24 protein-coding genes are annotated in these 24,109 nt (G+C 64.8%); 6 read left to right on the top strand and 18 right to left on the bottom strand.

What is annotated here, in order from left to right:
* Nucleotides 1-43: 43 nt before the first annotated feature.
* The 5 genes from ACQ6S1_RS00400 to ACQ6S1_RS00380 all read right to left on the bottom strand — a co-directional run bounded on the left by ACQ6S1_RS00400 (nt 44) and on the right by ACQ6S1_RS00380 (nt 3,270).
* Nucleotides 44-1,159 (bottom strand): Mrp/NBP35 family ATP-binding protein, encoded by a 1,116-nt coding sequence (locus ACQ6S1_RS00400; RefSeq protein WP_445039201.1) that lies wholly within the window; start codon nt 1,157-1,159, stop codon nt 44-46.
* 70 nt (nt 1,160-1,229) lie between these two features.
* Nucleotides 1,230-1,694, bottom strand: coding sequence for a periplasmic heavy metal sensor (locus ACQ6S1_RS00395; RefSeq protein WP_445039200.1), 465 nt, complete (start codon nt 1,692-1,694; stop codon nt 1,230-1,232).
* On the bottom strand, nt 1,691-2,110 hold the full coding sequence (locus tag ACQ6S1_RS00390) for a hypothetical protein (RefSeq protein ID WP_445039199.1): 420 nt from the start codon (nt 2,108-2,110) through the stop codon (nt 1,691-1,693). Before ACQ6S1_RS00390 ends, ACQ6S1_RS00395 begins: the two co-directional genes overlap by 4 nt.
* Nucleotides 2,110-2,670 (bottom strand): sigma-70 family RNA polymerase sigma factor, encoded by a 561-nt coding sequence (locus tag ACQ6S1_RS00385; protein WP_445039198.1) that lies wholly within the window; start codon nt 2,668-2,670, stop codon nt 2,110-2,112. The genes ACQ6S1_RS00390 and ACQ6S1_RS00385 overlap by 1 nt, the downstream gene beginning before the upstream one ends.
* Before the next feature lie 18 nt (nt 2,671-2,688).
* Nucleotides 2,689-3,270, bottom strand: coding sequence for an EF-hand domain-containing protein (locus tag ACQ6S1_RS00380; RefSeq protein WP_445039197.1), 582 nt, complete (start codon nt 3,268-3,270; stop codon nt 2,689-2,691).
* Between the two features lie 238 nt (nt 3,271-3,508).
* Here ACQ6S1_RS00380 and ACQ6S1_RS00375 point away from each other — a divergent pair, with 238 nt between their 5' ends.
* On the top strand, nt 3,509-5,116 hold the full coding sequence (locus ACQ6S1_RS00375) for a sensor histidine kinase (RefSeq protein ID WP_445039196.1): 1,608 nt from the start codon (nt 3,509-3,511) through the stop codon (nt 5,114-5,116).
* Between the two features lie 65 nt (nt 5,117-5,181).
* Nucleotides 5,182-5,460 (top strand): hypothetical protein, encoded by a 279-nt coding sequence (locus ACQ6S1_RS00370; protein WP_445039195.1) that lies wholly within the window; start codon nt 5,182-5,184, stop codon nt 5,458-5,460.
* Nucleotides 5,461-5,470: 10 nt separating this feature from the next.
* On the opposite strand, the gene ACQ6S1_RS00365 is transcribed toward ACQ6S1_RS00370, so the two are convergent.
* On the bottom strand, nt 5,471-6,304 hold the full coding sequence (locus ACQ6S1_RS00365) for a sulfite exporter TauE/SafE family protein (RefSeq protein WP_445039194.1): 834 nt from the start codon (nt 6,302-6,304) through the stop codon (nt 5,471-5,473).
* A 1-nt stretch (nt 6,305) separates the two neighbouring features.
* A complete protein-coding gene (dusA, locus tag ACQ6S1_RS00360) occupies nt 6,306-7,304 on the bottom strand; it encodes a tRNA dihydrouridine(20/20a) synthase DusA (RefSeq protein WP_445040219.1) in 999 nt (332 codons plus the stop codon).
* A 248-nt stretch (nt 7,305-7,552) separates the two neighbouring features.
* On the opposite strand from dusA, the gene ACQ6S1_RS00355 reads away from it, so the two are divergent.
* On the top strand, nt 7,553-7,687 hold the full coding sequence (locus tag ACQ6S1_RS00355; protein ID WP_445039193.1) for a hypothetical protein: 135 nt from the start codon (nt 7,553-7,555) through the stop codon (nt 7,685-7,687).
* Between the two features lie 94 nt (nt 7,688-7,781).
* Here ACQ6S1_RS00355 and ACQ6S1_RS00350 read toward each other — a convergent pair whose 3' ends face one another.
* From ACQ6S1_RS00350 to ACQ6S1_RS00330, 5 genes are all read right to left on the bottom strand, one after another.
* Nucleotides 7,782-8,465, bottom strand: a complete 684-nt coding sequence (locus tag ACQ6S1_RS00350) for an outer membrane protein (protein ID WP_445039192.1) — start codon at nt 8,463-8,465, stop codon at nt 7,782-7,784.
* 367 nt (nt 8,466-8,832) lie between these two features.
* On the bottom strand, nt 8,833-9,135 hold the full coding sequence (locus ACQ6S1_RS00345; protein ID WP_445039191.1) for a hypothetical protein: 303 nt from the start codon (nt 9,133-9,135) through the stop codon (nt 8,833-8,835).
* A 5-nt stretch (nt 9,136-9,140) separates the two neighbouring features.
* Nucleotides 9,141-9,569, bottom strand: coding sequence for a hypothetical protein (locus ACQ6S1_RS00340; RefSeq protein WP_445039190.1), 429 nt, complete (start codon nt 9,567-9,569; stop codon nt 9,141-9,143).
* Nucleotides 9,569-10,153: a 3TM-type holin gene (locus tag ACQ6S1_RS00335; protein ID WP_445039189.1), complete on the bottom strand. Its 585-nt coding sequence runs from the start codon at nt 10,151-10,153 to the stop codon at nt 9,569-9,571. The genes ACQ6S1_RS00340 and ACQ6S1_RS00335 overlap by 1 nt, the downstream gene beginning before the upstream one ends.
* Nucleotides 10,153-11,076 (bottom strand): glycoside hydrolase family protein, encoded by a 924-nt coding sequence (locus ACQ6S1_RS00330; RefSeq protein WP_445039188.1) that lies wholly within the window; start codon nt 11,074-11,076, stop codon nt 10,153-10,155. Before ACQ6S1_RS00330 ends, ACQ6S1_RS00335 begins: the two co-directional genes overlap by 1 nt.
* Before the next feature lie 173 nt (nt 11,077-11,249).
* Between ACQ6S1_RS00330 and ACQ6S1_RS00325 the strand changes: the two genes are divergently transcribed.
* Nucleotides 11,250-12,005, top strand: a complete 756-nt coding sequence (locus ACQ6S1_RS00325) for a CatB-related O-acetyltransferase (RefSeq protein WP_445039187.1) — start codon at nt 11,250-11,252, stop codon at nt 12,003-12,005.
* Nucleotides 12,006-12,065: 60 nt separating this feature from the next.
* On the opposite strand, the gene ACQ6S1_RS00320 is transcribed toward ACQ6S1_RS00325, so the two are convergent.
* From ACQ6S1_RS00320 to ACQ6S1_RS00310, 3 genes are all read right to left on the bottom strand, one after another.
* Nucleotides 12,066-13,391, bottom strand: a complete 1,326-nt coding sequence (locus tag ACQ6S1_RS00320; protein ID WP_445039186.1) for an SGNH/GDSL hydrolase family protein — start codon at nt 13,389-13,391, stop codon at nt 12,066-12,068.
* 67 nt (nt 13,392-13,458) lie between these two features.
* On the bottom strand, nt 13,459-13,608 hold the full coding sequence (locus ACQ6S1_RS00315) for a hypothetical protein (protein WP_445039185.1): 150 nt from the start codon (nt 13,606-13,608) through the stop codon (nt 13,459-13,461).
* On the bottom strand, nt 13,608-13,874 hold the full coding sequence (locus ACQ6S1_RS00310; RefSeq protein WP_445039184.1) for a spike base protein, RCAP_Rcc01079 family: 267 nt from the start codon (nt 13,872-13,874) through the stop codon (nt 13,608-13,610). The genes ACQ6S1_RS00315 and ACQ6S1_RS00310 overlap by 1 nt, the downstream gene beginning before the upstream one ends.
* Before the next feature lie 149 nt (nt 13,875-14,023).
* On the opposite strand from ACQ6S1_RS00310, the gene pepN reads away from it, so the two are divergent.
* Both pepN and ACQ6S1_RS00300 read left to right on the top strand, forming a co-directional pair.
* Nucleotides 14,024-16,654: an aminopeptidase N gene (gene pepN, locus ACQ6S1_RS00305; RefSeq protein WP_445039183.1), complete on the top strand. Its 2,631-nt coding sequence runs from the start codon at nt 14,024-14,026 to the stop codon at nt 16,652-16,654.
* A gap of 128 nt (nt 16,655-16,782) precedes the next feature.
* Entirely contained in the window at nt 16,783-19,068 is a 2,286-nt protein-coding gene (locus tag ACQ6S1_RS00300; RefSeq protein ID WP_445039182.1) for a PAS domain-containing sensor histidine kinase, read from the top strand.
* A 4-nt stretch (nt 19,069-19,072) separates the two neighbouring features.
* Here ACQ6S1_RS00300 and ACQ6S1_RS00295 read toward each other — a convergent pair whose 3' ends face one another.
* The 3 genes from ACQ6S1_RS00295 to ACQ6S1_RS00285 are packed head-to-tail and all read right to left on the bottom strand — an operon-like array spanning nt 19,073 to nt 24,053.
* Nucleotides 19,073-21,982, bottom strand: a complete 2,910-nt coding sequence (locus tag ACQ6S1_RS00295; protein WP_445039181.1) for a bifunctional [glutamine synthetase] adenylyltransferase/[glutamine synthetase]-adenylyl-L-tyrosine phosphorylase — start codon at nt 21,980-21,982, stop codon at nt 19,073-19,075.
* Nucleotides 21,983-21,985: 3 nt separating this feature from the next.
* On the bottom strand, nt 21,986-23,374 hold the full coding sequence (locus ACQ6S1_RS00290; protein WP_445039180.1) for a sensor histidine kinase: 1,389 nt from the start codon (nt 23,372-23,374) through the stop codon (nt 21,986-21,988).
* On the bottom strand, nt 23,358-24,053 hold the full coding sequence (locus ACQ6S1_RS00285) for a response regulator transcription factor (protein ID WP_445039179.1): 696 nt from the start codon (nt 24,051-24,053) through the stop codon (nt 23,358-23,360). The genes ACQ6S1_RS00290 and ACQ6S1_RS00285 overlap by 17 nt, the downstream gene beginning before the upstream one ends.
* Nucleotides 24,054-24,109: the final 56 nt, after the last annotated feature.

Raw genomic sequence — 24,109 nt, 5'->3', positions numbered from 1 at the left:
CGTCGCTTCTCCTCGTCAGCGTATCGGCGAATTCCAGCCGGCCTCAGTCCACCACGATCCGCGGCGCGGCCCGCGCGCCCGTTCCGGTCTGAAGGCGGTCCCACACTTTGTCGGCGATGCCGGCATAGATCGCGGCATGCTCGCCTGCCGGCTCAGCAGCAACGACGGGAGTGCCCGCGTCCGACAATTCGCGAATGCGCGCATGAAGCGGCACGGCGCCCAGGAACCGCACGCCCAGGCGATCGGCTTCCGTTTCCGCACCGCCATGGCCGAAGAGATCGGTGCGATGGCCGCAATTGGGGCAGCAGAAATAGCTCATGTTCTCGATGACGCCGAGGATCGGCACATCGACCTTTCGGAACATGGCCACGCCCCGCCGCGCATCGGCCAAGGCCATATCCTGCGGCGTGGAAACGATGACCGCGCCGGCAAGCCGCGTCTGCTGGGCCATGGTCAGCTGCGCATCGCCCGTGCCCGGCGGCATGTCCACCACCAGCACATCGAGCGTGCCCCAGTTCACGTCGCGCAGCATCTGGGTAATGGCGCTCATCACCATGGGCCCGCGCCACACCATGGCGGTGTCCTGATCGATCAGGAAGCCGATCGACATCAGCTTCAACCCGTTCGATTCGATGGGCTCGATGGTCTTGCCCTGCGAGGCGGGCTTCCAGTTGATGCCGAACAGCAGCGGCATCGAGGGGCCGTAGACGTCGGCATCGAGCAGGCCTACGCGCAGGCCCTTGCGTGCCAGCGAAAGGGCCAGATTGGCCGCAGTGGTGGATTTGCCGACGCCGCCCTTTCCGGAGGCAACGGCGATGATGTGACGAACGTCAAGCTCGGAGCCCGCGGTCTGTGCAGGCTGGGGGCGGCCACCGGGCCCGCCCGAAGTGCGTGCGGGCGCGCTGCCCTGCGCGCGCTCGGCGGTCAGCACGACCATTGCTTCCGCAACACCGGGCACGGTTTTTACTGCGGCTTCGGCGGCGCTTCGCAAGGTCTCCAGCGAAGCCGCGCGCTGCGGCGTGGTGGCAATCGCAAAGGAAACGCGGCCATCCTTGATGGCGATATCGGACAGATCGGGCGAATCGGCCAACGTGCCTCGGCCGTCCGGTGCGGGCACGGCTTTCAGCGCACGCAGAACGTCATCCCTCGAAACCGCCATTTCACCCTCTCGTCTTCGGGCGCCAACATAAGGCCGAAGCGGCGGGGGTCAATCGGCGGATGGATGTGTTCTAATCGGGCCGGTCGGGTTTTTCGGGATCGCCTTTCTTTTCCGGGCGATCCCATCGGCTGCCGATCTCGCTCCGCAATTCCACCGGAGCTTCCGCAACCGCACGGGCCACGGCCTGGTGGACCTCTTCCTGAAGAAGAATGGATTTCGTCCGCAATTGCGCGAAGGCCGCGTCCAGTCCGCCAGCATCGAAAGGTTCGGCCCGCATGGCGGAACGCACGTCGCGCCGGGCGCCCCACACCTCACGAAACGCCGCGCGGATTTCGTCCCGGTCGTCGTGAAGCTTTGTTTCGATCAGGTCCATCATAGGCTTGGGCGCTCGGCCGATCGCGGCAATGGCGCCGAGACGAGCGACGCGGTCCTCCGGCCCCAGCAATTTGGGCACCAGGAAAAAGCCGACCATGAACACGTTCGCCAGCAGCGAGACCGCGCAAAGGGCCAGCAAGACACGGCGCGGCGTCATCATGGATCGACCACCAGGCCCGCGGCTTCCATGTCGAGCGCGGCAAGCTCCATCCGATCGCCCGGCCCGGCCATGACCGTGCCGGTCCAGCCGCCGAAGCCGAAGATCAGCACCGCAAGGCTCAACGCGGCGATCAGGCCGCGGCTGCCGCCGAATGCCATCAAGGCTCCGCCAGATCGCGCGCGTCTCCGCTCCAGGGCTTGCGTCAGCCGGCCGATCTGCGGCGCGGCCAGCGGTTCTGCCGCCATCGCCCCGCTCAGCAGGCCCTGCACCCGCAAGGACGCCTCCAGAGACCGAACGGCGCGCGGGTCGCGGAACAGGAGCTGCCGCCCCTCGAGCTGCATATCGGCAGGCCAATTCTTCATATCGGCGCCGTATCGGTCGAGCGCATCTTCGAACTGCGACAGTTTCATCATCATCACAGCCCCTCCCGTTCCATCAGCCGCACGCGCAAGGTCCTGCGGGCGCGCACCAGAAGAGATTCCACGGCCTTCTCGCTCACGGAGAGCACCTGCCCGATTTCCGCGTTGGAGCGCTCGCCGTCGATTGATAAAAGCAGGGCCGCACGCTGGCGGTCGGGCAAATTCCGCACGTCACTCATGACGGCCTCCAATTCCGCACTGGCCGCCACGCGCCGGTCAGGTCCTGCATCGTCGGCAGGAGGATCGAACGCATCGGCAAACGGCAGGAAGCGGCGCAGCCGCGCACGCCGCTGCCGGTCGATGCACAGATTGACTGCGACCCGGTGGAGCCACGTCGAAAACTGAGCCTCGCCGAACCGCCAGTCCGGCATGGCCTTCCACGCTCGCCAGAAAGCCTCCTGGACGACATCCTCGGCATCGTTTGCCGATCCCAGAAAGCGGGACGCGAGAACATTGATGCGCGGCGCATGGCGGCGGGTGAGCACGGCGAACGCGGCCGCGTCGCCGGCGCCGGCCGCAGCGATAAGCTCCTCATCGCTGGCTGACGGGTCACGCATCTTGCTCGCACGAAGGGGTCAGAATCGATCACGGTCCTTACCATTCCGGTCGTGCCATGATCCATGCGCTGCCTCAACTTCCTCACGCGTGATCGTGCCGTCTCCATTGGCGTCGAAGCGCTCGAACAGGCGCTCGGCCCGCTTGCCATCCGGATGTCGGAAGCGCTCGTGACGGGCGAAATGGTGACGCGGGCGCTCTCCACGTTCACCCTGCCAATCCCGTCGTGCCTCGCGGGCGGCCTCCTGCTCCTCCCGGTCGATGGTGCCATCGCCATTCTTGTCGAGACGGGCAAACCGCTTCTCGGGACCGGCGAGAAATTCCTCTTTCGAAACCGATCCGTTGCGATCGCTGTCCAGGCGTCCGAACCAGCCGTGCGCTTGGTTGTCCACGGGCTGGCCACCATTGCGGGCCGCCTCGATCTCCGCGCGGTCGATCGTTCCGTTCTTGTCGGTATCGAGCAGATCGACCAACCGGTCGAGCACGTCGGCTCCCGGCTTCGCACCATCCTGCTGCGCTGCGACAGGCCCCGACAGGGCGCCCATCAGGGCCGGAAGGGCGAGAGCCCCGGCAATCGCCGTCGCAGCAAGAAATCGCTTCATCAGACGTGGCATCCCCAACTCCATCGAAAGAGCCCTCGAATGTCCGTTTAACGAGCCATCTCCGTGCGCCCTGCGCGGTTTGCGGAAATTCCTTCGACGACTCCCCCACCCGTCGCAATCGCGTCAGAGGCAAAGTCGAATCAAACACAAGCGAAAGCATAAAGACGCGGTCAACCATATTGATGAGCCGCGCTTTAAGGTTTCCCCGGTCTAATGCCATTTGATCAACATGGCACCAATGTCGAACACACTGAAGCGAACGTCGGGGCTGAATGTTGGCGGGTCTCTGCTCGCCGGCGACGATGCCGCATGGACGATGAACGAGATCCGACGGCGGCTGGCGGAGACGTCGAGCGACGAGGCCGTGCAGGCGCGCGAGAAGCGCCGCCACATCAATCAGAAGGTTCGCGAGGCACGCGAGCGCCTGACGTCCGACACCGGCACCCGGCCCGCTTTCGACATCGAGCTGACGCGCGTCTACGCCCGAAACAGGCACAATGCGGCCATCGCCGTCACGATCATCGAAGCGGCTTTCGGCCTGGCGCTGCTTCTCTGGCTGCCTCCGGCCACGGTCGTGGTGTGGCTGCTGGGCGTTCTCTCCTGCCACGCACTGATTCTGCTGCAGGTGCGTCGCTTCCTGTTCGGCAAATCCCAGACGCTTCCGCTGCGCTCCTGGCGCAATCGTTTCGCAGCGGCAGAATTCGCCCATGCGACGGCATTTGCGCTCATCGTGCCTCTGCTCAGCCTGGTGCCGGCGGAAAGCGCGGCGATCTTCGTCATCTTTTCCATGCTGCTCGGCGTCTCGGCCCGCACCATGCTGACGGCCAGCCTCGGCACTGTGGTTTATGCCGGCTCGCTGCCGATCACCGCGGCCATCGCCATCTTCTTCCTTCTGATGCCGGACCCGTCGCTGCGCAGCCTCGCGGTTCTCGCGCCGCTCGCCCAAATCTTCTTCATCTTCCTCGGCAAGCGCATGTTCCGGGCGTCCTTGATGAGCCTGCAATTCCAGGCCGAGAAGGATGCGCTGATCGGCGAGCTCGAACAGGCCAAGGCCAATTCGGACGAAGCGCGGCGCCGCGCCGAAACCGCCAACATCGCGAAATCATGCTTTCTGGCGGCCATGAGCCATGAATTGCGGACGCCTCTGAACGCCATCCTCGGCTTTTCGGAAGTGCTCAAGGCCGAGGTCTTCGGCCCCCACGTCAACGCGACTTACCGGGAATATGCCGGCGACATTCATTCCAGCGGCGAGCATCTGCTCAATCTCATCAACGAATTGCTCGATCTCTCCCGCATCGAGGCCGGCCGTTACGAGCTGAACGAAGAAGCGATCAATCTCGGATACGTCGTCGAGGATTGCCACCATCTGTTAAAGCTTCGCGCGAAGAACCGCGGCCTGAAGATCACCGACGTCTTCGCGCCCGACATGCCTTTGCTGTGGGCTGACGAGCGGGCCGTCCGCCAGATCACGCTCAACCTGCTGTCCAACGCCATCAAGTTCACGCCGCAGGGCGGCGAGATCACGATCGAGGTGGGCAGCGATACGGACGGCGGCCAATTCATCTCGGTGCGCGATACCGGGCCGGGCATTCCGGAGCACGAGATTCCGCTTGTCCTTTCGGCGTTCGGCCAGGGCGCCATCGCCATTAAGACCGCCGAACAGGGCGCGGGCCTCGGCCTGCCCATCGTCCAGGGCCTTGTGGACCTCCACGGCGGCACGCTCTCCATCAAGAGCCGCCTGCGCGTGGGAACGACGGTCACGGTGTCGTTTCCGGCTTCGCGCGATGTGAGTGCCCTGCCCCCGATCCCGTCCGAACAGGAAGACTGGTTTCGCCGCGCAAGCTGAGCCGAAAGGTTCACTTCGCGGCAAGGGTCTCCTATCTTGCCGTGACAAGCTCAGGGCGGAGACACGTGCGAAACACCCTAATGTTCGTCGCCATCGCGGCCATCATCACCACGATCATCGGCCTGATCGCCGCCGATTCCTTCGATCTCATCGGAAATGATTCCGCAGGCACGATCGCCTCCCTGGTGGCGATGACGTGTCTCGCCGTGCTCATCGGCAGCCGTGCGATGGGGAATTATCAGGGAAAGGGTGGCACCATGCTGTGGCACGCCGCCATCTGGCTCGGCATCGGCCTGGTCGCCGCTTTGCTCTATCGCTGGCGTGAGCCGCTCGGGCTGGGCTGACCTCTTCCACCTAGAAGAGGTCGAGGACGAAGCGTCCGGCAACGACCAGAAGAAACAATCCAAGAGCCAGTTCGAGCTGACGGGGGGAAATACCGTGGGCGATCCGTGCGCCCAGCGGCGCGCTGAGCATCGCCACGGGTGCCAGAAGAGCCGCGCCGATTGCCGAGACATAGCCCACGGAAAACGGCGGCAGCAGTGCCATTTCGGGCCAACCCGCAATCATGAAGCCGATCGCACCGGGAACCGAGATCAGAAGTCCCAACCCTGCCCCGGTGCCCACGGCCTGATGCATCGGCCGGCCATGCACGGCAAACACTATGTTGCCGAGCGAGCCGCCGCCGATTCCCACCAGAGATGAGAACAGCCCGATCCCGAATCCATAGACAGTCATGCCCGCCACACCGGGAAGATCATCGCGAAGTTTAAGGCTGCGCGTGCCCAGGATCAGCATTTGCAGACCGATGACGGCGCCGAAGATCGCAAAGGCCAGCTTCAGCACGCCGGACGAAACGAAGGCGGCGATCACCGCACCCGCGATCGTTCCGAACGCCACCGGCAGGGCCCAGATACGCAGAGCCTTGAGATCGGCAGATCCTCGCCGGTGATGGGACAGAAGCGAGCGGATGGACGTGGGTATGATGATCGCGAGCGAAGTGCCGACACACAGATGCATGCGCACCGCTTCGGGCACGTCCATGAAGGTGAAGAGCTGATAAAGCACCGGCACGAGGACGGCGCCACCGCCCACACCGAGCATGCCGGCCAGAAGGCCCGAAATCAGCCCGCCAACGAGAAGCGCGCCGACCATCCAGCCCAGATCGGCGATGGGGATTCCCGCAATCATCTCAGGCAGCCGAGGCGGAATACGTATCATCGACCAAGGCGAGCGCATCCAGCAGGACGCCGGCCATCGCGCCCGACTTTACGGCATTGATCGCTAGATGGCGGCGATACGCGCGCGCCCCGCGCCGGCCCGGAAACAGGCCGAGCATGTGCCGGGTGATCTCGCTCAATCGCCCCCCGGCCGCAATGTGTGCGTCGATATACGGGATCAGGCTCTCGACCGCGGCGCGGATCGTCGGAAATTCCGGCTCTTCACGGAACAGCATCGGATCCACCGCGTGCAGCAGGCCGGGGTCATGATAGGCAGCGCGCCCCAGCATCACGCCATCGACATGGCGCAGATGCTCCGTGCATTCCGCAAGATCCGTGATCCCGCCATTGATAATGACAGGAAAATCCCCGAGCCGCTGTTTCAGCCGATAGACGCGGCCGTAATCGAGCGGAGGCACGTCCCGATTTTCCTTGGGCGACAGGCCCTGCAGCCAGGCTTTGCGCGCGTGGACGATCAGCGCCGACGCACCTGCCGCCCTCACCTCATCGGCCATATCATCCAGCGCAGGCTCAGTGTCCTGTTCGTCGACGCCGATCCGGCACTTCACACTGATCGGCACGCGCACCGCCTGCTTCATGGCGGCCACGCACTCGCCAACGAGCGCCGGCTCCCGCATCAGGCACGCGCCGAAACGCCCGTTCTGCACGCGATCCGACGGACAGCCCACATTCAGATTGATCTCGCGATAGCCGAAATCCTCACAGATGCGTGCGACAGCGGCCAGATCGCCGGGATCCGAGCCGCCGAGCTGCACCGCCAGCGGATGCTCCTCCGGCGCATAGGAAAGAAGACGCTCGCGAGGGCCATGAAGGATCGCGCCCGTGGTCACCATCTCGGTGTAGAGCCGGGCTCGCCGGCTGAGCCGCCGATGAAAAACCCGGCAATGCCGATCCGTCCAATCCATCATGGGTGCGACGCAGAAGCGCATATCGCTGGCATCGCCGGTCATCGTGTCCACATCAATCGTTCCAGGCCGTCACTGCTCACGGCCGCACAAGTGATCATCGCGTGTGTATGAGATGGCATGTCGGCTGGGCGGGTGCAATTCTTGCCATCTACCCACCCCGCCGGGTTTTCGGCGAAACGTTCGGACGATGCTGATGCTGGAACTGTTCTTCACCGCGAAACCCATGAAGCCTTGCGCTTCTCCGCACGGCGTCCGACCATCCAATTCATTCTTGTGACCCGGGATGGACAATGACCAAGCCGACCCGAAATTCGAACCCCGGCCGCGGCATGCCTGAAGATCTCGAAATCATTCTGCTGATCACGGCGCTCGTCGGCGGCACGATCCTTGAAATGCTGCACCTGTTCGCGTGGCCTCTTCGCTGATCCCTGTTTTATTCGCGAAGCCAACACGAAAAACCCCGCCCCGGCATGGCCGGAGCGGGGTCTTTTAATCCGTCAGTCCTTGCGGACCTTTAGATCAACGGCCGAAGAGGCTGTCGAACTTGACGTTCAGGCGGCCACGAACGACGTCGTTCGAGAGGTCGATGTCGAGGCCATCGAAGGCGTCGTCGAAGGACTCATCACCGAAGTCGTAGTGCAGGTACTCGACGCCGAGCGTGATGTTCTGCGTCAGAGCGAACTCGACGCCCGCACCGGCAACCCAGCCGAAGTAGTTGGCGTCATCGCTATCGATGCCGGTCGCGCCGGAGAAGTCCAGGCCGGTGAAGGCCGCACCACCGGTGCCGTACACCAGGAAGCGGTCGAAACCGAAGCCGAGACGGCCGCGGGCCGAAGCCAAGTAGTTCTGCTCGATGCCGCCGAAGAACACTTCGCCAACTTCACCATCTTCGTCGTTATCGACGTACGAGCCGTCGAACTCAAGACCGAACACGATGTTGTTGACCTGCCAGTTGTAACCAACCTGGCCACCGATCACGAAGCCTTCGAGATCGCCGAAGTCGATGTCGCCTTCGCCAGAAGCGTTGCTCTCGCCCCAGTTCCAACCACCGTGAACGCCGAGGTACAGGCCTTCCCAGGTGTTAGCGACAGGAACGTCAACGACCGCAGGAGCTTCGGCCGGGTACACAGGCATGTCGGCAGCAGCAGCAGCGCCAACCATTGCGAAAGTGGCCACACCGGCCAGAAGGATATTGCGGATCATCAGGATGCCCTCGTTTTCAACTCAACTGATGCCCCGAAATTAACTCAGCCCGGCCGCAATGTCCGTGCCTTTCGCGCAACAGTGCTCGGAAAGCGATTTTCGCAGAGGGCGCGAAAAGGCGTTTTCTCGAGAAATCATCCTCGAAAAACTGGGCCACACAGATTGTTCGGTGGTCCCCCCGGACCCCTTTTTGCCGTAATCGCTGCCGCTTTCGGATCGATCATTAAAGGACCTGATCGCGGCTAACGCCTTCGACATACACGAGAATGCACGCCGGACATGACCAAATCAAGACATTAGAGAATCAATAAGGGGTGCGGCGGGAATGTGTCGGGCTTCTTTTGAACGATGCCGACCCGAAGCAGCGCTATTTTCTCGCCTCGATCCGCTCGACATAGTGCTTGATGTCCTCGATCTGGCCGTTGAGACGCCGCAATTCGTGCAATGTCTCGTGTCGCAAGGCCAGATCCTGCTGCTGAACGGCACTGTTCAAGCGCAATTGCGCAGCCATTTCGCGAATCGCATGTGCATCGGCAATCGTCACCGAAGGCACGACAATGTCCTTGGACGGCGGAGCAGCCTTGAGCATTCCGCGCAGATAGGCCCATGCGGCTACGAGAAAGGCGCCGATGCTCAGCAGCACCTGCACCCAGGGCGGAAGCTGTTCCACGAGCGCTATTCCTTCGCCGCCTTGGCCATCCGGAAGTCCCGGCCGATCTTGTAGACGCACACGATGTCGGCCAGCAGCAGCCACGGATAGACCGCGACGCCGATGGCCGTGGAGCCCGAGCCGAACAGGCCGAGGCTGAATTGCAGCCAGAAGAAGCACGACAGGAACGCCGCCACCGACCGGAAATGATAGGTCGGCATCCACGCGCCGTTGATGGTCAGTGCCACCAGCCGGATCGCACCACCGACAAGGCAGAACAGGCCCCAATGCTCCTCGGTGGCGATGCGCGCGAGCCCCTCATAGACCGGGCTCGCGGCGAAGGTCTCCTCCGGCCGCAGCAGCATCAGTCCGGTCGAGAACAGGATGCAGGCCAGCACCCATTCGGCGAAGCGGTCGATGAAGGTGCTGCGGAACCGCAGGAACATCGGGGGCATCAGCGCCGCACCACGCTGCCGATGGCGGCCGCCGCCTGCGGCAGGATCTTCGTGGCCGCCTGGCGTTCGTTAGAGCCCTGCCAGACATGCACGCCCATCACGCCGAACCGGGCGCCGATGTAGATGCTGACGAGACCGGACGCCGCGACAAGCGCGTTCAGGGCCACCGGATCGAACACCACGGTGTAGGCGAACAGCAGGAACCACAGCGGGCATTCCGCCGTCAGCTCCCAGGCATGGACACCCCTCCATTTGCCGAGCAGGCCATCACCCGCCGCCGTCTCGCGGATGGTCTGGTTGACCTGTTCCACCGCCACGACAGCCGTCTGCGCCTGGGCGGCGGCTTCAGCCTCGACCATGCGTGCCGCGGCATCCCATTGCGCGATGGCCGTTTCGTCCACCTTTCGGATCTCGGAGGGCGGCGTGGCGTCCACCTTCTGCGAGACGGCATCCGGCGTCGGTTCCGCGCCGAGCACGCCGGCAAGGATCTTGCCCGCCGCCGCACCAGCCGGCCCCAGCAGCGCGCCACCGATGGCCGGAGCGCCGGCCGCGATGAGCTTTCGCCCGAGAGAGGCCCAATCCATCACAGCTTCTCCTTGAAAACGGTCCACCACGTGCGGATCTCGTCGCGGTAGCGCCAGGCGAGGAAGGCGAGGACGAGCAAGGTGACGGCCGCCACGCCGCCGACGATCCAGCCGGTGGGCAGGCCGTCCACGGGTGCGATCGCAGTCCCGCCGCCGGTGCCCGCGCCGCCGGCGCCGACCAGCCCGCTCTTGGTGGCGGCATCGAGCATGCGCTTGAGCTGCGCTCGCGTGGCCGGCCCGGCGATGCCGTCGACCACGAGATGCGGGTGCGCCTTCTGCAGCGCCCGCACGGCCACCTCGGTGCCGGCGCCGAAATCCCCATCGATCGCACCCTTGTAGAGGCCGAGCGTCTGGAGCCCCTTCTGCAGCTCGACCACGCCCTCGCCCTTCGCGCCGCGCCGCAGCACACCGGACGGCTCGATCGGGCCGGGCTCGACATCCGCGCCGTCCCGCACCGCCGGCGTGATGCCGTGCGCGTATTTGCCCAGCAGGATGAGGTCCGCCTCGCGCTGGCGGCGCAAGGTGAGGCCGCGCACCACCCTGCCGCCGGCCTTGTTCCAGAGGCCAAGACCCGTCCGGATCGCGGCTGCACTGGCCCGGTTGCGCCAGGAGGTAACCCACGACGCCTTGCCGATCGCGCCGGTGTTGAAGTGGAACGACAACCCGCCGTCGAATTCATGCGTCTTCGCCCCCGGCATGGCCTTGGCCACGGCCGGCTCGTAATTGCGCTCGAGCGCAAGGCCGAGCAGGTGGCGGCTTTCAGCGCGCGTGATCGTCATGCCGGCCTTCGGCGTCACCACGCCAGAGGCCTGCGTCAGGCCGACGCCGATGGTCCAGACGCCGGCAACGTCGCGATAGGCCGTCAGCACCTCGCCCTCGTCCGCGACGAGCTGCGCGATGCCGGCCGCGGAAGTGCGGGGCATGGTCTTCTCCGATGAAAGATTGGGTCAGTTCTTCAGCGCTGACCGGCACACGTCCGGGTCGCCGGCAATGCCGCGCGCGGGGGCCGAGATAGCCTTATTTCGCGCTTGCGCGGGCGCACCACGAGCTAATAGGCTGATTTGCATCAATAAATCGGGGGTGCGAAGTGGCCGAAGTGACGATAGGTCCCAAGGATGCCGCGCGACTTCGGGAAATGGGTATTTCCCTGCATCCCACCACCGCCATCACCCTCAACCCTCGCTGCTCGTTCGAGCCGCCACTCTATATACAGAGTGTCAAATCCGGATCCGCGGTGCAGGCGGGGGCCTTTACCTCATCCGCCGCGCGCCTTGGATCGGTGAGCGTGGGGCGCTATTGCGCGATCGGACCGGACGTCGTGTTCGGCGCCAATGAACATCCGACGGACTGGCTCAGCGTCTCGCGGATCACGCACGTGCGCGGGCTTCACGGATGGGCGAAATTCCTCGATCCCGAAAATCACGAGGCGGCCGAGGGCAAGGTTCAACGCTTTCGGGGCGCCCTCGCCGACACAAAGATCGGCAACGATGTCTGGATCGGCCAGGGAGCGTTCATCAAATCCGGGATCACCATCGGCAGCGGTGCCGTGGTTGCGGCGCGATCAGTCGTGACGAAGGACGTCCATCCCTACAGCATCGTCGCCGGCACCCCGGCCCGCCACATCCGGCACCGTTTCCCGCCATCGCTGATAGAGCGTCTCCTGACGCTGCAATGGTGGAAATACAACCTCTATGATTTCCAGGGCATCACCTATTCGAACGTCGAGGAATCCCTGGATCTCATCGCGGATCAGATCGGCAACGGCAGCGTGAAGGAATACACGCCAACAGCCGTGACGCCTGATCTGATCGCCACCCGGCTTGCGGCAAGCCCTCAGCAAAAACGGACCTGACGCGCATCGGTCGCCCGCCGGCAGCGCTTGCAAGCGGACGGTGAAGCGGATGGCGCCCAGCTACAGCACCTTGCGCATTTCGAGCGCGCTGAAAGACAGCTTCAGCGCAACATCCTGCGTTCCGCTGGGCGTGGCCTGCACGCACACTTCGATCCCAGCGCCGGCATAGGTTGAATCCGTCTTCGCCAGGCGGGGCGTTCTCATCGTGCCGCCATGCGCCACAGGCGGGATCAGCGGATCGGCGCCCTGCCCGAAATTGTCCGCCGCAAATTTCGACGCGGTTCCACCCGTGAGATATTGCACGAGCGACGTGCAGCAGACGCCTTTGGCACCGGCATCCACCTTGAACTCGCAGAACGCCTCGACGACATCGCCCGGCTGGACAGACCCATTGAACTGCGCAACGGGCCAGATATTGATCCGCGTCGGCGCGGCATTGTTCGTGATCGAGCCGGACAGTTCCAGCACCTGCCATTCGCCGCCTTCGTCACGCGGCTCCTTGCTGAATATTGCCGACACACCGGCCGGCAGGGCATTGGTGGATTTTACGCCATCCGCGATCACGCCCGTAGCGCCGCCCCCGATTTGCCCGCCGGTGCCCAGCATCAGGCCATTGGGGAAAAGGTTGCCGCGCGGGTTCAACGTCGGATGGTAGAGGTCGGTCGCGTCGGCCAGCGGAACGCGAGCCGTCGGCTGGAGCGTTCGCAGCACCTTCTCGATCTCCGCGCCGATCAGATAGGCCCCGTGGCAATTCGGATGCAGCAGATCGGGCATGACGATCGGATTGGTTTTCGGCCCGCCCGTCACCGCATCGCCGAGCGTCATGGCGCAATCCACAACATGGAAGTTTCGGCGGAGATAGTGCTGCGCGCGGATGAACTCGCGGATCTGGCGAACATGGCCCCTGCGGTCGTCGGCGTTGAAGGGGGTGTCGGATCGGGGCAGCGGAGGAAGCGCAATCACCACGATTCCGACCGCCTGCAAGCCGTCAAAGATCTGCTGCAGATTGCTCAGGCTGTTTTGCGGCGTCAGGCCGGGCCGCCCCGAGATCGGCAGGATGTCGTTCGTCCCCGCAAGCACCACGCACACCGAGGGGCGCGCCGCCAGCACCGCCGGCAGCCGTTCCAGCATCTGGTCGGTGCGCTGGCCGGATATTCCGAAATTGAACTCGTCGGGCATCCAGAAACGCTGACCACCGAGCATTGTCATCCAGGTCGTGAAGCCGCGCGCGTTCTTTACCCTGTTGGCGACGAACGATCCGCCCATGGCGGTGATGCTGTCGCCCAGCGCGGCGATGGTCGGAACACGCCCGCTCTGCGCCAGCAGTGCAGCCTGCAGCGATGCCGCGTGGGTTCCGGGGTTTGCGAGGTCGATGATATCAGCCATTGAGATCCTTCCGGGCACAAAAAAAGCCGCCCTGGGGCGGCTGGTCATCGGTTGGTAGGCGCGCCGTTCAGGGCGCCGGCACAGCGAGATGGAATCCGTCGAGCGTGACGTAAGAGCCGTTCAGCATGAGGAGCGCGTAGCCATCCGGCGGCACCGGCAGGCCGCCGTGCGCCCCGCGCATCAGCAGCATGCGCAGGGAAAGTCCCAGTCCCGCCATCAGCCTTCCACCGTCGCCACGGTGCCGGTCGCCGAGGTCACGCGCCGCACGGCGCACGGCGCGATCCATCCGGCAGCCACACTCCTGAAGGCAATGGTCTCGTTATCGGGGTTGTCGAAGGGCACGATGGTGATATCGCCGCCGGTCAGATGCGTCACCGTCTTGGCGGCGGGGTCGAGATCCTCATTACCCGGCACCACCACCCGCATGCGGGTGCCGAGGCTGGAGGCCGTGCGCGCAAAATTTGCGAATGGCGATTTGGACATGGTCTACCTCACGAAAAAGCCACCCTTTGGGGCGGCAGGGGTTGATGCTGCTTCGAGATCGGCACCGCGCGCAAAATATCGCGCCGCAATGATGCCTCGCTTGTGGAATGTGTATGCTGCCCGTCCCTTCAGCCGTTCCGGGTGCCGACATGCGTTCCGAAGATCCCCGCGCCATCAAGCTGTCCGATTACCGGGCGCCGGATTTCCTGATCGACGAGGTCGATCTCGACGTCTCTCTCGATGGCGCGAACACTCGCATTGTCGCGGAACTGGCCCTGCGCCCGAATTCCGCGGGTGAGGCGGGCCGCGCATTGGTCCTGAACGGCGATGAGCTGCGCCTGGCCGAGCCAGTCCTGTTGGACGGCGCCTCGATTCCGGATGGCGAAATCGACGTCACGGCCGATCGGCTCGTCCTGCACAATCCACCGAGCGAGCCCTTCCGGCTTCGCATCGTCACCGCGCTCGATCCCGCGGCCAACACCAAGCTGATGGGGCTCTACCGTTCCAGCGGCACCTATTGCACCCAGTGCGAGGCCGAGGGGTTTCGCCGCATCACATTCTTCCTCGACCGCCCGGATGTGCTGTCCACCTACCGCGTTCGTATCGAAGCCGATCGCGGCGAGGCCCCGCTCCTATTGTCGAACGGCAATCCGCTCGAGCATGGGGATGTGCCCGGCACCGGCCGCCATTACGCCATCTGGCACGACCCGTTCCCCAAGCCGTCTTATCTGTTCGCACTGGTCGGCGGTGATCTGGCCGGGGTCAAGGACACGTTCCGCACTGCTTCCGGGCGGCATGTCGATCTCGGCATCTATGTCGAGCACGGCAAGGAACATCGCGCGTCCTACGCCATGGACGCGCTGAAGCGCTCCATGCGCTGGGATGAGGAAGTGTTCGGCCGTGAATACGATCTCGACGTGTTCAACATCGTCGCCGTGTCCGACTTCAACATGGGCGCGATGGAGAACAAAGGTCTCAACGTGTTCAACGACAAATACGTCCTGGCCAGTTCGGAGACCGCGAGCGACGCCGATTATTCCGGCATCGAGGCCGTCATCGCCCACGAATATTTCCACAATTGGACCGGCAACAGAATCACTTGCCGCGACTGGTTTCAGCTCTGCCTGAAGGAAGGCCTCACCGTCTTCCGCGACCAGGAATTCACCGCCGACATGCGCTCGCGCCCCGTCGAACGCATTAGCGACGTGCGCGGCCTGCGGGCCGTCCAGTTCCTGGAGGATGCCGGCCCGTTCGCCCATCCGGTGCGGCCGGAGGCCTACCGAGAGATCAACAACTTCTACACGGCCACCGTGTATGAAAAGGGCGCGGAGGTCATCCGCATGCTGAAGACGCTGATCGGCGCTCCCGCCTTTCGCGCCGGCATGGACCTTTATTTCGAGCGCCATGACGGCGATGCCGCCACCATCGAGCAATTCATCACCTGCTTTGAGGAAGCCGCGGGGCGCGACCTCGCGCAATTCCGGCTGTGGTACTCACAGGCCGGCACGCCGAAGGTCGACATAACGACCGGATGGGATGCAGCGCACGGCACCTACACGCTCGATCTGACGCAGAGCGTGCCGCCGACCCCCGGCCAGGATTACAAGAAGCCCATGGTGATCCCCCTCGCCTTTCGATTGTTCGGCGAGAACGGACAGCCGCTTCCTGAAGCGGCGGACGGCGATCTTATCGTTCTCGACGAGGCCAGCCGCCGCATCAGCTTCAACAATCTCGGCAGCCGGCCGGTGCTGTCGATCAATCGCGGCTTTTCCGCCCCCATCGACATCGGCACCGATCTCACGGACGAGGATCGTCTTTTCCTTGCCCGCCATGACGACGACCCCTTCAATCGCTGGCAGATGATCCAGACGGTCGCGACCGGCGTCCTGATCCGATCCGTCGCTGCCATCCGCGAAGGCGGCGCACCGGTCGAAGAGCCGCGTCTCACACAGGCGCTTGCCGGCGCGCTCGACGATGCGACGCTCGATCAGGCCCTCCTCGCCCAGCTCCTAACCCTGCCGACCGAAGGCGATTTGGCCCGAGAGATCGGCACTGACGTCGATCCGGACGCCATCTTCGGGGCCCGCCTTGCGTTGAAGCGCGCCTTGCTGGATGGCCTCGAACCGCGCCTTGCCGCCCTCTACGACGGCATCGACGGCTCGGCGCCCTACACACCGGATGCCGCCGGCGCGGGCCGCCGGTCGCTGCGGGGCGTGCTGCTGGATCTCCTGTCCGCGCGCCGCGACGAGGAGGCGGGCCAGCGGGCCCATGCGCAATACCAGACGGCCGACAACATGACCGACCGCATGGCCGCGCTCGGCGTCCTGTCCCAGATTCCAGGCTCCGCGCGGGAGGAGGCGCTGGCTGATTTCGGGCGCCGCTTCGCCGGCGACGGGCTCGTCCTCGACAAATGGTTCGCGCTTCAGGCCGCCATCCCGGAGCCCGGAACGCTGGAACGCGTGCGCGGGCTGATGTCGCACGCGGCCTTCAGCCTCATGAACCCCAACCGCGTCCGTTCCCTGATCGGCGGGTTCGCCTCCGGCAATCCGACCCAGTTCAACCGTCCGGACGGTAAAGGTCATGCCTTCCTTGCCGAAATCGTCGTCGCGCTCGACCCGCACAACCCCCAAGTCGCAGCCCGTCTCCTCGGCGCCTTCCGAAGCTGGAAGAACCTGGAGGCCGACCGCCGCGCCAGCGCCGAGCGCGCTTTGCGGCATATCCAGTCCGCAGGCTCTTTGTCGGCTGATGTTAGCGATTTGGTAACGAGGGCGTTGAGCTAGCTCTGGACAAATCACGTCACATTGATTCGAATGCGATCAATCCGGTGCAGTAACGTGTCACCGCCGGATCCACGTAGATCGCAACCGGAAAGGGAGCCCTCGCTATGGCGCAGGCTCACACGACAACTATGTCCGCTCGACCGGAAAAGCTTCGTGTGTTCAGCGGGCTTCCAAAACTGCTGTCAGGTCTGTCCGGAGGTCATTGGGCGGCCCATTATTTCTCGCTTGTTCTGGCCGTCATCTTCATCCTGGGCATCAGTGTTACGGCCGTCTTCTACAGCCTGGACGCCCGTACGCGCACACTCGAGGATTCCAGCCAGCGCCTCGGCCTGATGGCTGACCGGCTGGCCTCCGATCTCAGCCGGGCTGACGTGCAGGGCGATGCGGCTCGTGAGGCGGAAGCCTTCATTCACGGAGAAGGCGCTCGTTCCTTCTCCGGTGAAGGCCGTGGCGTTCTCATCACCGATGCCCATGGCAATATCCTGGCCATCACGGGTTCTGCCCTGGCCTCGCCGGGCAGCTCGCTGGATGCAGCCCTCGGTCCCGCTCAGGCGCTGACGACATTCGCCGATCAGGCCGGCGTCATGAACATCGTCACTCCGGTCGAAGGCCCTGCTCTCGCCACGGTACGCAATCTTCCCGCGCCGTTCGGCCAGATGGCCATGGTTCAGCCCGTCTCGGCCGCTCTCGAAGGCTGGCATGCCGACACACGCATGCTCGGCGCCTTCGTGGTTGCGCTGGCGGCCTTCGCCGCCCTGCTCACCGCCGCCTTTCACATTCAGGGTGCGCGTGCACGCCGGGTGCTCGACACCTCCGAAAATCTCCAGCGTCGTGTCGATACGGCTCTGTCCCGCGGCCGCTCCGGCCTGTTCGACTGGGATCTCGCACGCGGCCGCATCTTCTGGTCGCGCTCCATGTATGAACTGCTCGGCATGGAACCCCGCGCCGAGCTCATTTCCTTCGGCACCTTCTTGGGCGTGGCTCACCCGCAGGACATCGACCTCTACGAACTGGCCGACGAATTGCTGCGCGGCGATTCCAATCTCATCGATCGCGCCTTCCGCGTCCGCCACGCCTCCGGCGAATGGGTGTGGATGCGCATCCGCGCCGAAGTCGTGCGTCCGGCCGGCGGCACGCCCCGCGCCATCGGCATCTGCGTCGACGTGACGGAAGAGCGTGGGCTCGCCGAGCGCACGGCCACAGCCGACCTTCGCCTGCGGGACGCGGTCGAGACCATTTCCGAAGCCTTCGTCCTGTGGGATTCGGAGAGCCGCCTCGTCCTCTGCAATTCCAAGTTCCAGCAATTCTATGACCTCGACGACAGCATCGTCGCAATCGGGACGCCCTATGAGAAGGTCATCTCAGCCGGCCGCGCCCCGGTCGTGCGCACCCAGATCCGCCACGAAGGCCGGCCTGAGGAAGGTGCACGCACCTACGAAGCGCAGATCGAAGACGGCCGCTGGCTCCAAATCAACGAGCGCCGCACCAAGGATGGCGGTTTCGTCTCCATCGGAACCGACATCACCTCCCTCAAGCGGCACGAGGAACGGCTGCTTGAGAGCGAGAAGCGGCAGATGGCCACCATCGCCGACCTGCAAAAGACGCGTCAGGCGCTCCTGCTGCAAACCCAGCAGCTCCAGGACCTCGCCGAGAAATATGCCGAGCAGAAGGCCGAGGCCGAGGCCGCCAACAAGACGAAGTCCGATTTCCTCGCCAACATCAGCCACGAACTGCGCACGCCGCTGAACGCCATCATCGGCTTTTCCGAGATCATGGGTTCCGGCGCGTTCGGCCCGTTGGGCTCTGCGAAGTACGAGGAATATTGCCGAGACATCGGTGACAGCGGCAAATACTTGCTCGACGTCATCAACGACATCCTCGAAATCTCGCGCATCGAGAGCGGCCACCATCGCCTGAACCTCGAAGACGTCGATCTCGACGCAACCGTGCTCGACGCGCTGCGCGTCATCATGCCCATGTCGCAGGAGAAAGGCCTCGCCCTGCGCGCAGAGGCCGCGACCGGAATGGTCGCCCGCGCCGATCGCAGGGCCCTCAAGCAGATCCTGCTCAATCTTGTCTCGAACGCCGTGAAGTTCACCCCGCCGGGCGGGCGTGTCACCGTCCGTCTGCGCCCACTCGGCGGCGCCATCAACATCTATGTCGAGGACACCGGTATCGGTATCCCGCGCGAGGCCCTGTCCAAGCTGGGACGGCCGTTCGAACAGGTCGAGAACCAGTTCACCAAGACGCATAAGGGTTCGGGGCTCGGCCTCGCCATCGCCCGCTCTCTCGTCGAACTGCACGAGGGCACGATGCGCATTCGCTCCACCGTCGGCGTCGGCACCGTCGTCCTGGTCCGGATCCCGCTGCGCGAAGTCACTCAGAACGAAACTCAGACGGCGCTCGCCAGCTGAAAGATCAGCCGGGCACCAGCCGGTTGAAGATCTCCCGAACCTGCTCCTGCCGGTGCCGCAATTCCGCATCCAGCGCCGGGAAGTCCGGCATGTTGCCGGAGCGCGCCAACAAATTCTTCAGCCCAGTGCTCGCCGTCGCCGGGTCGAATGGCGCCGAAAGGCACAGCCGCAGAACCTGTGTCAGATTGTGCTGAAGGTCGGTCGCACCACGCAGCACCTCCCAATCGCCTTCAGCGATCAGCCCGGCATTTCGTGCCTCGTCCAGCACGAGAGCGGTCGATGTGTGCAGGATCTCCCGGTGCTGGTTGCCATGGGCCAGTTGCAGATATTGCGCGATGAATTCGAGGTCGATCAGCCCGCCTACTGCGTATTTGATGTCCCACGGATTGCCCGAGCCTTTCTCCTTTTCCAGCGTGGCCCGCATGCTGCGCACTTCGGCGGCTATGGTGGCAGGCTCGCGCGGTCGCTCCAGCACTTCGAAGATCGCGTTCAGGATCTCGCCCTGGAAATCCTCTTCTCCCGATATCGGCCGCGCTCGGGTCACGGCCATGTGCTCCCATATCCAGGCCTCATTGGCCTGATAGCTGCGAAATGCGCTGAGCCGTGTCGCGAGCGGCCCCGCCCGGCCCGAGGGCCGCAGCCTTAGATCGACCTCGTAAAGCGCCCCCTCGCTCGTCGGCACAGACAACGCCGCGATCAACCGCTGCGTCAGGCGCGCATAATACTGGCTTGGCGCCAGCGGACGTGGGCCATCAGATTCGGTGGCCTCATCGGGGTGATCGTAGATCACGATCACGTCGAGATCGGACGCCGCCGTCATCTCACGGCCGCCGAGCTTGCCCAATGCCAGTGCCGACGCGCACCCTCCCGGAATGCGCCCGTGCGCCGTCTCGATCTGTTTCAAAGCCTCGGCATGGAGGCGCTCGATCAGAAGATCCGCCAGCCGCGCATAGGCCGCGCCGGCCCGGTCGGCACCGATCGTGCCGGACAAAACGCGCATGCCGATCAGCACCCGCTGCTCCTGTCCAAAGATGCGGGCGCGGTCCAGAACGTCCTCGTAGATCACCGCTTCCGCGAGGGAATGGTCGAGCCGCTCCGCCATTTCCTCACGCGTCGGCAGGCGGGCGAAGAAGGCCGGTTCGAACACCGCGTCCAGTACGTGCGGCCGCTTCGACACGATCTCGGCCAGGCGCGGCGCGGTGCCGAGCGCATCGGCAATCAATCCGAGGAAGCCGGCATTCGATCGCAGGATGGCGAAGAATTCGATGCCTCCGCGCAGGCCGCCCAGCAGCCGATCGAAAGCCCGTAGCGCCAGATTTGGGTCCGACGTCTGGCCAAAGGCCTGCAGCAAAGCCGGCACCAATTCCGTCAGCAATTCGCGTGCGCGGGCTGAACGCGTCGCGGGCGTGCGTCCATGGTGCCAGCCACGCACGAGTTCGGACACCTGCGCCGGGTCAGAAAAGCCCATTTTCTGCAAGGTTGCCAGCGTCTCGGGATCGTCGTGGTCGCCGGTGAAAACAAGGCTGCCGAGCGAGACGTCGAGCGGCGGCGCGTCCTCGAACAGATGCTCGTAATGGCCCTGGACGATCTGCAGCTGCTCCTGAAGCGCATCGGCGAAAGCATCGCGCCCGTCGAAACCCGCAAAGCGCGCGAACCGCTCGATCTGCCCCGCATCCTCCGGCAGCGAATGGGTCTGTTCGTCGGCCACCATCTGCAACCGGTGTTCCAGCCCACGCAGGAAGCGGTAGGCCGTAACGAGGTCGCCCTGCACCCCGGCATCGATCCAGCCTTCGCGCACCAGGACCGACAGCGCCTCCTCGGTGCTGCGCACCCGCAGGGCCGGATTGCGGCCGCCGGCCACCAGCTGCTGGGTCTGCACGAAGAACTCGATTTCGCGGATGCCCCCACGGCCGAGCTTGAGATTGTGGCCCTCCACCGCGATCACACCATGGCCGCGATGGGCGTGGATCTGGCGCTTCATCGCGTGGATGTCGGCAATGGCCGCGTAATCCAGATATCTTCGCCAGACGAACGGCGTCAGTTCCTTCAGAAATGCCTCGCCCGCCGCGATGTCGCCGGCGCAGGGGCGCGCCTTCAGCATCGCGGCGCGTTCCCAGTTCTGTCCCACGCTCTCGTAATAGGACAATGCCGCGCCAACCGAGATCGCGATCGCCGTCGATCCCGGGTCCGGCCGCAGCCTGAGGTCGGTCCGGAACACATAACCATCCGCCGTGCGCTCCTGCATGATGCGCACAAGCCGCTGCACAACCCGCACAAAAAACGGCGCGGGCTCGAGGCCCTCGGCCAAAGGTGCGGCCTCTCGGTCGAACAGAACGATGAGGTCGATGTCCGATGAATAGTTCAGCTCACGCGCGCCATGCTTGCCCATGGCCAGCAGGATCAGGCCGGAATCGCGCTCGGGATCATCCGCGTCGGTCTTGAAGGTGCCCTTCACCACCTCCTTGCGCAGCAGGAAACGAAGGGCAGCCGAAAGCGCCTGATCCGCGAGGTCGGACAGAGCAGCCGTCACCTCTGGCACGCCCCACACGCCGCCGAGATCGGCCAGCGCCAGCAGCAGCGCCATCTCCTGCTTTCCGCGCCGCAGCCGGCGCATCAGCACAGCTTCGTCGTTTTCGTCCGCGGCAGCGCGCACATCGGCCAGCACCCGCTCGCGCGATTGCTCCGCGGGCTCCTTCAGCAGGTTCAGAAGACGCGCCGGATCGCTCGACATCAGCCGCCACAGAAAGGACGATCCCTCCGCGATCCCCGCCAGCACATCCTCCACATCGGGGCGAGCCGCGCATTCCTCTACCAGCGGCGGATGGTCCGCCAGAAGATCCGCGATCTTGCGGCGGCCGTCGTCACCGGGCCGGGGGCCGCGCCGGAGGCAATGGCTGAGGGGAAATGCGCTCATGTCCTAAACCCGGGGAAGTTCGATGCTGGCCCGCAGGCCCGGATGATTGTCGGCGAGAACGAGAACACCTCCATGCAGGTGCGCGATGGCGTTGACAAGGCTGAGGCCGAGGCCCGAGCCTGGGAGGGTGCGGCTCGTCTCCAGCCGCACGAACCGTTCCAGCACGCGCGCGCGGTCGGCGTCCGCAATGCCGGGCCCGTGATCCGCCACCACGAGGCGCACCCGCTCGCCCTCCGTTTCGACCTGCAGCGCGATCTTGCGAGGAACGTCAGGAGCAGCGGGCGCACCATATTTCAGAGCATTGTCCACGAGGTTCGCCATCGCCTGCGCCAGCAATTCGCGATTGCCCCGCACCTGCGTCTCGTCCGAACCCGGATCGCAGGTCAGCGCAAAGCCGGCATCCTCGGCCACGGGCTCGTAGAGATCGGCAACGCTCGCCAGCAATTCGCCCACGTCCAGCGGCTTCATCATGTCGCGCGAGGCACCGGATTCGGCGCGGGCAATCATCAGCATCGAGTTGAACGTGCCGAGCAACGCGTCGGATTCCTCGATCACCTGCTCCAGCGCCGCGCGGTAATCTTCGTCTCGTCGGCCGATCCGCAGCGCTTCCTCTGCGCGGTTGCGCAGCCGCGTCAGCGGCGTCTTCAGATCGTGCGCCACATCGTCGGTCACCTGTCGCATGCCGGCCATCAGTTCCGAGATGCGTTCCAGCATGGCGTTGACGCCGATGGCCAGGCGGTCGAACTCGTCACCGGATCCGGACACGGGCAGCCGCTGGGAAAGGTCGCCCGCCATGATCGTGCGGCTCGTCGCCGTCAGCGCATCCAGCCGCACCAGAACGCGCCGCGCCACGATCAGTCCGCCGACAAGGCCCAGCAGGATCACGAGCACGAGCCCGCCGAGAATGGTCTGGGCCAGCACTTCCGCAAATCGGCGGCGCTCCGCCAGGTCGCGCCCCACCAGCAGGCGAAATCCGCTCGGCAGCACGAACACGCGAACATGGGCCATTGCCCGCGCCTCGTTTCCCGAACCTTTGCGGGTGTAATCGGTCTCGCGTGCGCCTGCGCGGTCAAGCACGCCCGGCGGCAGAGCCGCCACATTGCCGGCCAGCGGCTCGCCCATCGGCGAAGTCACGAGATAGAGGAACGCGCCGGGGCCACGCACCCGGTTCTCCACCTCCCGCACGAGGCCGAGCATGCCGCCCGACGCGTAGCGCTGCGCCAGCCCCGCCACTTCCGCCCGCACCGCCTCGTCGATCTGCGCCTGGACGATGCGACTCGACTGCCACAGCACGTAACCAAGGCTCAGCACGGCCGTCAGCGCGAACACGCCGAGCAGGCCCAGCGCCATCTTGAACGCAGTGGTGCGGAGCAGCTTACCGAGCGCCGTCACGGATCACATATCCGGCGCCACGGATCGTGTGCAGAAGCGGCCTGTCGAACCCCTTGTCGATCTTCGAGCGCAACCGCGACACATGAACGTCGATCACATTGGTCTGCGGGTCGAAATGATAATCCCAGACATTTTCGAGCAACATGGTGCGTGTCACCACCTGCCCGGCATGGCGCATCAGATATTCCAGCAGCCGGAATTCGCGCGGCTGCAGCGGAATGTCCCGGCCCGCCCGCACCACATTATGCGACAGCCGGTCGAGCTCCAGATCACCCACCTTCAACAGCGTATCGCCCGCCATGGGCGACGCGCGCCGCCCCAGCGCTTCGATCCGGGCGAGAAGCTCGGTGAAGGCGTACGGCTTCGGCAGATAATCGTCGCCACCGGCCCGCAGGCCCGCCACCCGATCGTCGACCTGTCCCAACGCCGAGAGGATAAGCGCCGGAATGGTGACGCCGTCCCGCCTCAACCCGCCGATCAGGGTGAGACCGTCCAGTTTGGGCAGCAGCCGGTCGAGCACCAGCACGTCATAGGCCGTCTCACGCGCCATGGCATAGCCGGCCTCGCCGTCGGCGGCATGGTCGGTCACATGCCCCGCTTCGGCCAGCGCCTTCACGAGATAGGCGGCGGCTTCGCGGTCGTCTTCGACAAGCAGGATGCGCATCCCTGCTTCATACATGATCGTACGCCTCAAAAAGAAGCGGCGGACAGCCGTTCCGCTGCCCGCCGCTTGAT

The organism is Terrihabitans aquatilis, from assembly GCF_052542005.1.
Note: the sequence above shows the minus strand (reverse complement) of the source record. Positions and strands in the feature narration are given on the sequence as shown.

Excerpts from the sequence above, each read along its gene's own strand:
- ACQ6S1_RS00335 (WP_445039189.1), bottom strand. The coding sequence starts at position 10,153 with ATGGATTGGGCCTCTCTCGGGCGAAAGCTCATCGCGGCCGGCGCTCCG.
- ACQ6S1_RS00300 (WP_445039182.1), top strand. The coding sequence starts at position 16,783 with ATGTCCGCTCGACCGGAAAAGCTTCGTGTGTTCAGCGGGCTTCCAAAA.
- ACQ6S1_RS00355 (WP_445039193.1), top strand. The coding sequence starts at position 7,553 with ATGACCAAGCCGACCCGAAATTCGAACCCCGGCCGCGGCATGCCTGAA.
- ACQ6S1_RS00315 (WP_445039185.1), bottom strand. The coding sequence starts at position 13,608 with ATGGCGGGACTGGGACTTTCCCTGCGCATGCTGCTGATGCGCGGGGCG.
- ACQ6S1_RS00285 (WP_445039179.1), bottom strand. The coding sequence starts at position 24,053 with ATGTATGAAGCAGGGATGCGCATCCTGCTTGTCGAAGACGACCGCGAA.
- ACQ6S1_RS00380 (WP_445039197.1), bottom strand. The coding sequence starts at position 3,270 with ATGAAGCGATTTCTTGCTGCGACGGCGATTGCCGGGGCTCTCGCCCTT.
- ACQ6S1_RS00365 (WP_445039194.1), bottom strand. The coding sequence starts at position 6,304 with ATGATTGCGGGAATCCCCATCGCCGATCTGGGCTGGATGGTCGGCGCG.
- pepN (WP_445039183.1), top strand. The coding sequence starts at position 14,024 with ATGCGTTCCGAAGATCCCCGCGCCATCAAGCTGTCCGATTACCGGGCG.
- ACQ6S1_RS00330 (WP_445039188.1), bottom strand. The coding sequence starts at position 11,076 with ATGCCCCGCACTTCCGCGGCCGGCATCGCGCAGCTCGTCGCGGACGAG.
- ACQ6S1_RS00375 (WP_445039196.1), top strand. The coding sequence starts at position 3,509 with ATGTCGAACACACTGAAGCGAACGTCGGGGCTGAATGTTGGCGGGTCT.
- ACQ6S1_RS00395 (WP_445039200.1), bottom strand. The coding sequence starts at position 1,694 with ATGATGACGCCGCGCCGTGTCTTGCTGGCCCTTTGCGCGGTCTCGCTG.
- ACQ6S1_RS00320 (WP_445039186.1), bottom strand. The coding sequence starts at position 13,391 with ATGGCTGATATCATCGACCTCGCAAACCCCGGAACCCACGCGGCATCG.
- ACQ6S1_RS00400 (WP_445039201.1), bottom strand. The coding sequence starts at position 1,159 with ATGGCGGTTTCGAGGGATGACGTTCTGCGTGCGCTGAAAGCCGTGCCC.
- dusA (WP_445040219.1), bottom strand. The coding sequence starts at position 7,304 with ATGACCGGCGATGCCAGCGATATGCGCTTCTGCGTCGCACCCATGATG.
- ACQ6S1_RS00390 (WP_445039199.1), bottom strand. The coding sequence starts at position 2,110 with ATGATGATGAAACTGTCGCAGTTCGAAGATGCGCTCGACCGATACGGC.
- ACQ6S1_RS00340 (WP_445039190.1), bottom strand. The coding sequence starts at position 9,569 with ATGCCCCCGATGTTCCTGCGGTTCCGCAGCACCTTCATCGACCGCTTC.
- ACQ6S1_RS00350 (WP_445039192.1), bottom strand. The coding sequence starts at position 8,465 with ATGATCCGCAATATCCTTCTGGCCGGTGTGGCCACTTTCGCAATGGTT.
- ACQ6S1_RS00385 (WP_445039198.1), bottom strand. The coding sequence starts at position 2,670 with ATGCGTGACCCGTCAGCCAGCGATGAGGAGCTTATCGCTGCGGCCGGC.
- ACQ6S1_RS00295 (WP_445039181.1), bottom strand. The coding sequence starts at position 21,982 with ATGAGCGCATTTCCCCTCAGCCATTGCCTCCGGCGCGGCCCCCGGCCC.
- ACQ6S1_RS00310 (WP_445039184.1), bottom strand. The coding sequence starts at position 13,874 with ATGTCCAAATCGCCATTCGCAAATTTTGCGCGCACGGCCTCCAGCCTC.